The sequence below is a fragment of the Streptomyces sp. NPDC056948 genome (genome assembly GCF_042674225.1).
Classification (GTDB): Bacteria; Actinomycetota; Actinomycetes; order Streptomycetales; family Streptomycetaceae; genus Streptomyces; species Streptomyces purpurascens.
Window position 1 is genome coordinate 1 of sequence record NZ_JBHUQX010000780.1, and the last position, 1,749, is coordinate 1,749.

Consider the following 1,749-nt stretch of genomic DNA (forward strand, 5'->3'; position numbering starts at 1 on the left):
CTGGCGTTGACTTTTGGCACGCTGTTGAGTTCTCAAGGAACGGTCGCTTCCTTTGTACTCACCCTCTCGGGCTTTCCTCCGGGCTTCCCTTCGGTGCTCCAAACTCTATCAGTGTTTTTCCGACTCCCTGACCACCGTCCTGCAGACATGCAGAAGATGACCCCGAGATAGGATCTGACAAGTTTGGGTGCTGCCAGGCAAGGACACGAGGTTGTGTCGCTCAGCCCCAGGCAGGAGTACGACTGTACACGCGGCCGCAGAGCGCGTGCAAATCGATTTGCGGTATGGTCTAGACCACTCTGGAGTGCCCGCACGGAACCGGCACTTCAGGTGACATACCCTGCTGAACAGTGTGCCGTCCGGTACCGACAGGGACGGCCCATAACGATCTCCACCCCTGGGAGGCTTCCCATGACCACCGTGACGTCCCCGCTTGCAGGACGCGCCATCGGACTGGCAGCCGTGCCGGATCCCGTCTTCTCCGGGGCCATGGTCGGCCCGGGCACAGCGATCGACCCCGTACGTGAGCCTTCCGAGGCCGTCTCTCCCGTGGACGGCGTCATCGTCTCCCTGCACCCGCACGCGTTCGTCGTCGTCGACGAGAGCGGACACGGTGTGCTCACGCACCTCGGTATCGACACCGTGCAGCTCAACGGCGAGGGTTTCGAGCTGCTCGTGAACAAGGGCGACACCGTCAGGCGAGGTCAGGGCATCGTGCGCTGGAACCCGGTTGCCGTCGAGGCCGCCGGCAAGTCCGCGATCTGCCCGATCGTGGCGCTGGAGGCCACGGCCGAAGCCCTCTCCGATCTTCGTATCGACGGCGATGTGAAGGCCGGCGACAGTCTCTTCCTCTGGAAGTGACGCCAGTGCCGTCGTATGACGGCGAACAGGACAACCAACACGGCGGCGGGAGCCGCCGCACTATCGGAGACGGGTGAGATGGAGACAACGCTGCGAGGCGTCGGCGTGAGCCACGGTGTGGCGATCGGCGAGGTTCGGCATATGGGAACGGCGGTGCTCGAGCCGCCTGCGAAGCAGATCCCGGCGGACGAGGCGGAGCGTGAACAGGGGCGCGCCCGCAAGGCCGTGGAGGCTGTGGCGGCCGACCTGATGGCACGCGGCAATCTGGCGGGCGGCGAAGCCCAGGCGGTGCTCGAGGCGCAGGCCATGATGGCCCAGGACCCCGAGCTGATGGCCGACGTGGAACGGCGGATCGCCGTCGGCAGCACGGCCGAGCGCGGGGTGTACGACGCATTCGCCGCGTACCGCGAGCTGCTGGCAAATGCCGGTGAATACCTCGCCGGCCGCGTGGCCGACCTCGACGACGTGCGGAATCGAATCGTCGCCCGTCTGCTGGGCGTGCCGATGCCGGGTGTCCCCGACAGCGACGAGCCCTACGTCCTTGTCGCACGTGACCTCGCCCCTGCCGACACCGCGCTGCTGGACCCGACTCTGGTGCTCGGCTTCGTCACCGAGGAGGGCGGTCCGACCAGCCACAGCGCGATTCTGGCGCGGGCGCTCGGGGTGCCGGCCGTGGTGGCTCTGCCGGGTGCCGGTGAGCTCGCCGAAGGCACGATGATCGCCGTCGACGGCAGCACAGGTGAGATCTTCGTGGACCCGAGTGAGGAGAAGAAGGCTCAGCTCGAAGCCGCGGCCGCCGCGCGCAGGGCCCCGCGGGGGGCCACGACCCCGGCCCGGGCGGGGTGCTTAAAAAAAAAACCAGCCCACCAGACTTTAAAAAAAAACCAA

At 66.6% G+C, this 1,749-nt stretch carries 2 protein-coding genes; both read left to right on the top strand.

Going from position 1 to position 1,749, the window contains the following annotated elements; translation table 11 throughout:
• Window positions 1–411: 411 nt before the first annotated feature.
• Window positions 412–861, top strand: a complete 450-nt coding sequence (locus ACFTZL_RS44655) for a PTS glucose transporter subunit IIA (RefSeq protein ID WP_382596298.1) — start codon at window positions 412–414, stop codon at window positions 859–861.
• A 78-nt stretch (window positions 862–939) separates the two neighbouring features.
• Window positions 940–1,749: PEP-utilizing enzyme (locus ACFTZL_RS44660; RefSeq protein ID WP_382596301.1), on the top strand; the 810-nt coding region annotated here is incomplete at its 3' end.

What these genes read in the sequence shown, in the direction of transcription:
- ACFTZL_RS44655 (WP_382596298.1), top strand. Translation starts at nt 412, where the DNA reads ATGACCACCGTGACGTCCCCGCTTGCAGGACGCGCCATCGGACTGGCA.